The organism is Neptunitalea chrysea (assembly GCF_027924145.1).
GTDB lineage: Bacteria > Bacteroidota > Bacteroidia > Flavobacteriales > Flavobacteriaceae > Neptunitalea > Neptunitalea chrysea.
Genome location: NZ_BRVP01000022.1, coordinates 42,249 through 48,690, shown reverse-complemented (window position 1 = coordinate 48,690; position 6,442 = coordinate 42,249). Strand labels below are relative to the sequence as shown.

Genomic DNA, 6,442 nt, shown 5'->3' with positions numbered 1-6,442 from the left:
CTTCTCGCTAAAGAGATAAGGTATTATATATAAATTATTTAAAAGCCCTGAAGATTATTTCTTTAGGGCTTTTTCTTTTTTTTGTAAATATGGGATTGCTTTTACGAGATATAAAAGATGGAACCTCTTTTAGTATTGGGTATAAAGCTCAATATGATCGATCGTATAAGCAATAGTTTAATCTTTTGCGAAACCAAAGAAGCGATGAAAACTTTGGGAAAAGAGTATGGAGAGGTTATGAATGGATTAACACTGGTTTATAGAATAGGTGATTTTGTTTAGTTTGTTGTATCTCTTTCTATAAAATATTTTTGAAAGTTATAGGTGTCTTGGCGCTGATGTAGGTTACTCAATCGGATTATCTGATGGAACTTATTGTGGTGTTTACTACAGACCAAAAGTAGGATATACATTTTCTGATTTATTAGGAGCAAATGTATCTTATACAGGTATTAGTGATGATGGTTATACTTTTAGCACAATTAATGTTGGTTTAGAATTTAGTTTTAATTAATATAAAGAGCCCAGAACAATAGTTCTGGGTTTTTTTGTGGCTACATTTTGTTATATTTACTCTATGAAGAAGATTATAATAATTAATGGGCCTAACTTAAATTTATTAGGTAAACGCGAACCATGTATTTACGGTAGTAGTACTTTTGAAGCATATTTTGAAGAATTAAAAAATAAGTTTCAGGATGTTGCGTTAGAATATTATCAGAGTAATGTAGAAGGAGAGTTGCTAAATAAACTCCATGAAGTAGGTTTTAATTATGATGGAGTCGTATTAAATGCTGGGGCTTATTCGCATACGTCTGTAGCATTATATGATGCTATTAAGGCAATTGTAACTCCGGTGATAGAGGTTCATATTTCTAATACCTTTTCAAGAGAGGAGTTTAGACAGCATTCTTATATATCGCCTAATGCTAGCGGCATAATTGTAGGATTTGGAATCAAAGGGTACAATTTGGCTATACAATCTTTTATAAATTAATTAAATATAAATTATGAAAAAATCGCTGTTATTTATTTTATTGACACTTATTTTTATTGGTGGATATGCACAAACTAAACATGTAGGGATTAAAGCCGGTGTTAACTTTGCTAGCCTTACGGGTGATGGCTTAGACGGACTTGAAGACAAAACAGGTTACCATATTGGTGTTACTGGTGAATTAGGTTTAAATGATAACTTTTCTATTCAACCAGAAATAATGTATTCTACACAAGGAGCTAAATTAGAGGACATTGATTTTGATATAGATTATATAAATGTACCCCTTTTAGCTAAGTTCTATATGGTAAAAAATGTTAGTTTTATGGTAGGGCCTCAGTTTGGTTATGTTATTAGTGATAATTTTGATGCTCTTGAAACAGATAGTTTAAAAGATTTTGATCTTAGTGGGGCTGTAGGTGTAGAGGCAAGAATATTATCGTTCTTTGTTCAGGCACGTTATAATTTTGGATTATCTGATGTAATGGATTCAGAAGCTAAAAACGCCGTTTTTCAATTCTCTGTAGGGCATAATTTTCTTTAAAAATAATATCCGAAACATAAATAAAAAGCCTTATCCAATAAAAAGGATAAGGCTTTTTTATATAACTAAAATCTGAATTTCTTAGATGTGAATCACTTCATCATATGCAGCAGCAACAGCTTCCATTACCGCTTCACTCATAGTTGGGTGGGGGTGAACTGCTTTTAATACTTCGTGTCCTGTCGTTTCTAATTTTCTAGCAACAACTGCTTCTGCAATCATATCGGTAACACCAGCACCAATCATGTGGCATCCTAACCATTCACCGTATTTAGCATCAAAAATTACTTTTACAAAACCGTCAGCGTTTCCTCCAGCTTTTGCTTTACCAGAAGCCGTAAATGGGAATTTACCAACTTTAATTTCGTATCCTGCTTCAATAGCTTTTTTCTCAGTTAGACCAACAGAAGCAATTTCAGGAGTACAATAAGTACATCCAGGAATGTTACCATAATCTAACGGTTCTACATGCATTCCTTTCAATTTTTCAACACAAAGAATACCCTCGGCAGATGCTACGTGCGCAAGTGCAGGTCCTGGTACTACATCACCAATAGCATAATATCCAGGGATATTTGTTTGGTAATAGTCATTTACTAAAATTTTATCTCTGTCGGTAGCAATACCTACATCTTCTAAACCAATACCTTCAATATTTGTTTTAATACCAACCGCAGAAAGAATAATATCAGCCTCTAAAACTTGTTCGCCTTTGGCTGTTTTAACAGTAGCTTTAACTCCATCTCCTGATGTATCTATAGTAGTAACTTCTGCAGAAGTCATTACTTTAATTCCTAATTTTTTAAAGCTACGCTCTAATTGTTTAGAAACGTCTTCATCTTCAACAGGAACAATATTTGGTAAATATTCTACAACAGTAACTTCTGTTCCCATAGAATTATAGAAATAAGCAAACTCAATACCAATAGCACCACTACCTACAACAATCATTTTCTTAGGTTGTTCAGGCAAGGTCATTGCTTCACGGTATCCGATTACTTTTTTACCATCTTGTGGCAAATTCGGTAATACTCTAGAACGAGCTCCTGTAGCAATAATAATGTTATCTGCACTATATTCAGTTGTGCTACCATCTGTAGAAGTTACAAGCACCTTTTTACCAGGTTGTAATTTTCCGAAGCCATCGATAACATCAATTTTGTTTTTCTTCATTAAGAACTGAACACCTTTGCTCATTCCTTCTGCAACCCCTCTACTTCTTTTTACAACAGCGTCAAAATCTTTATCAAATTCTCCTACTGTTAAACCGTAGTCAGAAGCATGTTTTAAATATTCAAATACCTGAGCACTTTTTAATAATGCTTTGGTTGGTATACATCCCCAGTTAAGGCATACACCACCAAGGTTTTCTTTTTCAATTACAGCGGTTTTAAAACCTAATTGCGAAGCGCGTATAGCGGTAACATATCCACCTGGACCGCTCCCTAAAACGATAACATCGTACTTACTCATATGTTATAATTTAAATGTCTTATAAAGTGGGTACAAAGGTAATCATTTCATTTTAAAAAGACGTGGTTTAAAGGCAGCGATTTCCTTATTCAATAGTACAGATAGTGGTTATAAAACAAAAGCCTTTGGTAATGTTATGTAAGCAGCAAACATTTATTATCTTTGCCCCTCATTTAAAAGAATAATAATGGAAAACGGTATTTACGCAAAATTTAATACTTCAAAAGGAGCTATTTTAGTAAAACTTACTCATGATAAAACTCCTGGTACAGTTGGGAACTTTGTTGGACTAGCTGAAGGGAATTTAGAAAACGATGTAAAACCACAAGGGCAACCTTATTATGACGGATTAACTTTTCACCGAGTAATCGCTGATTTTATGATTCAGGGTGGATGTCCTGAAGGATCTGGCTCTGGTGGCCCAGGGTATCAGTTTGATGATGAGTTTCATTCAGATTTAAAGCACGTTGGTCCTGGTGTATTATCTATGGCTAATGCTGGTCCTGGAACCAATGGTTCTCAGTTCTTTATTACGCATGTAAAAACAGATTGGTTAGATGGTAAACACACTGTTTTTGGTTTTGTTGAAGAAGGGCAAGATGTTGTAGATGCTATTCAACAAGGGGATACAATTGAAACCTTAGAGATTGTTAGAGTAGGAGAAGAGGCCGAAAAATGGAATGCTATTGAAGCTTTCAGATCGTTTGAGGGAGAAAGAGAAAAAAGAATTGCTGAGGCTCAAAAACAAGCAGAAGAGGCTTTAGAAAAAGTTGCTGCTGGATTTGATAAAACCGAAAGCGGTTTACGTTATAAAATTATTCAAAAAGGTGATGGAGTAAAAGCAGAGAAGGGTAAGACGGTTTCTGTACACTATAAAGGAATGTTTTTAGATGGTGGTGTTTTTGATTCTTCATACAAAAGAAAACAACCCATTGATTTTACTTTAGGAGTAGGACAAGTAATTAGTGGATGGGATGAAGGTATTGCTTTATTAGAAGTAGGAGATAAGGCTCGTTTTGTTATTCCATCTCATTTAGCATATGGTGCTAGAGGTGCAGGTGGAGTTATTCCTCCAAATGCTACACTACTTTTTGATGTAGAGTTGGTAAACGTTAAATAAATTTGTAAATAGAAATTACGTACGATATAAAGCCCCTTTATAGGGGCTTTTTTTATACCTTTAAGTTTATATGACACCAGAGGAACTACATACATTAAAATATCCATTAGGTGATTTTGAATGGCCTATGGAGGTAACAGATAATCAGTTTGAAGAAGCTGTAAAAAGTATAGCGTTGTTACCCGAAAAATTAAGACTGCTTGTTAACGGATTTTCTTCTGAACAATTAGATACACCATACCGCCCAGAGGGTTGGACAGTAAAACAGGTTGTACATCATTTGGCCGATAGCCATGCCAATTCTTATATACGTTATAAATGGGCTTTAACAGAAGATATGCCTACAATTAAGGCTTATTATGAAGACAGATGGGCTAATCTATATGATTATGGAATGGATATAAATGTTTCTTTACAGTTGTTAGATGCCTTGCATAAACGTTGGGTGCATTTATTAAAGTCACTGAATGCAGAAGCGTTAAAGAAGGTATTTATACATCCGGAGACCAAAAGGGTGATGGATTTAAAAAGAAGTACGTTGATGTATGCTTGGCATGGAGAACATCATTATGCCCATATAAATAACTTGATATTACGTATGGGGTGGAGATAATTTAAAACTTAGCTCAGCTTAAGGAGAACCTAATAGTAAGGATGGAGAAATAGTAGTCTATAAATAATACCAATTTATGATGATTAAATATTTTATAGTAATACTCTTGCTTTTTATAGGAGCTTCTAAGAAAAGCCAACAATATGTAGTTAAAGATATTGTTGATGATAATGATTATACATATGTTTTTATTCTTCAAGAAGTAGCATCTGAAAAAGTATATGTTTTTGAGACAAATAAAGGTCAAATGGATATTGAAAAGTGCGTTAGAACTTTATCTAAAGGAGATACAATTAAAGTTAAACTTGTAAAAAATAAGGTTCATAGTAAATTTACCATTAGTAGACCTATAAAATCATTTAATTCTTTAGAAAAATATAGTAATCAAGGTATGAATACAGATCATTATTGTTGTCAGATTAAGGGTAATTGTTTGATAAGATAGCTTTATCTTTTTAAGCTTGTCATAGGGGGCATTCGTAGAGTTCTATTACTTTATCTAATAGGTTTAAATTTAATGATAAGAAAAGTTTTTAAAGAGTACAGTACATTTATACCAAGAACGCTTTTTGAAGAAAATAAAGACTATTCTCTTTTGGCTTAAGTCATTGTGGGTATAATGATGTAAAGGTAGTTAACGTTGGTGGGAAGTTTAAATACCAAGGTCAAGAAAGAAATTATGATTTAGTATTGAATTTGTATGAGTTTAGATATCGTATGAATGCCCCTGCAATAGGACGTTTTTGGCATATTGATCCTTTACAAGTTATTAAAGTTATAATTCTACCTATGTATTCAGTGAAAATAAAGTTATTGATGCGAGATAAATGGAAGGGTTAGATTAGCCTATAGAATTACTTAGAAATAACACCTAAAATTATCTTAGCTTTTAAATAAAACAAAACCCCAGTACAAATAAAATATACTGGGGTTTTTATATTTTGCAATATAAAGTAGTTATAATCAACCTAAAGATAAATGTTGTTTAATTTAAATTAGGTTGAGGTGTTAAACGTAGGTAAGGTTTTACCTCTTTAAAACCTTTGGTAAAAATATTTTTAGCATCCTCATTAGACACGGCCGGACTAATTACTACCTCCTCACCATGTTTCCAGTTGGCAGGTGTAGCTACTTTATGGTAAGCAGTAAGCTGTAATGAGTCAATTACTCTCAATAATTCATCAAAGTTTCTACCTGTAGAAGCAGGGTAGGTGATAATTAGTTTAATCTTTTTATCGGGCCCTATAATGTATACAGAACGTACGGTAAAGGTAGCGTCTGCATTCGGGTGAATCATATCATATAATTCAGATACTTTTTTATCTTCATCGGCAATAATAGGGAAGTTAACCGTAGTGTTTTGAGTTTCGTTAATGTCATTTATCCAACCTTTGTGAGATTCCAATCCATCAACACTTAAGGCTAATACTTTAGTATTCCTTTTTTCAAACTCATCTTTGTACTTTGCCACAGTGCCTAATTCTGTAGTACAAACCGGGGTATAATCTGAAGGGTGAGAGAATAATACCCCCCATCCGTCACCTAGGTAATCATAAAAATTAATTTCTCCTTCTGTAGTTAGTGCCGTAAAATTGGGCGCTGCATCTCCTAATCTAATTGTAGCCATAATTTTTTTAATTTTAGTATTCTACAAAATTAGTAGATTATATAGAGTTATAAATAATGTAAGCCCTA

Annotated in this window: 8 protein-coding genes; 6 read left to right on the top strand and 2 right to left on the bottom strand. The window is 33.4% G+C overall.

Going from position 1 to position 6,442, the window contains the following annotated elements; all coding sequences use genetic code 11:
- The first annotated feature begins 117 nt into the window (after positions 1-117).
- The 3 genes from NBRC110019_RS14035 (at position 118) to NBRC110019_RS14025 (ending at position 1,541) form a co-directional block, all read left to right on the top strand.
- Positions 118-282 (top strand): hypothetical protein, encoded by a 165-nt coding sequence (locus tag NBRC110019_RS14035; protein ID WP_281755885.1) that lies wholly within the window; start codon positions 118-120, stop codon positions 280-282.
- A gap of 295 nt (positions 283-577) precedes the next feature.
- Positions 578-997: a type II 3-dehydroquinate dehydratase gene (gene aroQ, locus NBRC110019_RS14030; protein WP_281755884.1), complete on the top strand. Its 420-nt coding sequence runs from the start codon at positions 578-580 to the stop codon at positions 995-997.
- A 13-nt stretch (positions 998-1,010) separates the two neighbouring features.
- Positions 1,011-1,541 (top strand): porin family protein, encoded by a 531-nt coding sequence (locus tag NBRC110019_RS14025; RefSeq protein WP_281755882.1) that lies wholly within the window; start codon positions 1,011-1,013, stop codon positions 1,539-1,541.
- A gap of 81 nt (positions 1,542-1,622) precedes the next feature.
- Here the strand turns inward: NBRC110019_RS14025 and lpdA are convergent, their stop codons facing one another.
- A complete protein-coding gene (gene lpdA, locus NBRC110019_RS14020) occupies positions 1,623-3,014 on the bottom strand; it encodes a dihydrolipoyl dehydrogenase (RefSeq protein WP_281755880.1) in 1,392 nt (463 codons plus the stop codon).
- 187 nt (positions 3,015-3,201) lie between these two features.
- Between lpdA and NBRC110019_RS14015 the strand changes: the two genes are divergently transcribed.
- From NBRC110019_RS14015 to NBRC110019_RS14005, 3 genes are all read left to right on the top strand, one after another.
- Complete coding sequence (locus tag NBRC110019_RS14015; RefSeq protein WP_281755878.1) at positions 3,202-4,134, top strand: peptidylprolyl isomerase; 933 nt, start codon at positions 3,202-3,204, stop codon at positions 4,132-4,134.
- Between the two features lie 70 nt (positions 4,135-4,204).
- Positions 4,205-4,747, top strand: a complete 543-nt coding sequence (locus NBRC110019_RS14010; RefSeq protein ID WP_281755876.1) for a YfiT family bacillithiol transferase — start codon at positions 4,205-4,207, stop codon at positions 4,745-4,747.
- Positions 4,748-4,823: 76 nt separating this feature from the next.
- A complete protein-coding gene (locus NBRC110019_RS14005; RefSeq protein ID WP_281755874.1) occupies positions 4,824-5,192 on the top strand; it encodes a hypothetical protein in 369 nt (122 codons plus the stop codon).
- Between the two features lie 540 nt (positions 5,193-5,732).
- Here the strand turns inward: NBRC110019_RS14005 and NBRC110019_RS14000 are convergent.
- Positions 5,733-6,374, bottom strand: coding sequence for a peroxiredoxin (locus NBRC110019_RS14000; RefSeq protein ID WP_281755872.1), 642 nt, complete (start codon positions 6,372-6,374; stop codon positions 5,733-5,735).
- Positions 6,375-6,442: the final 68 nt, after the last annotated feature.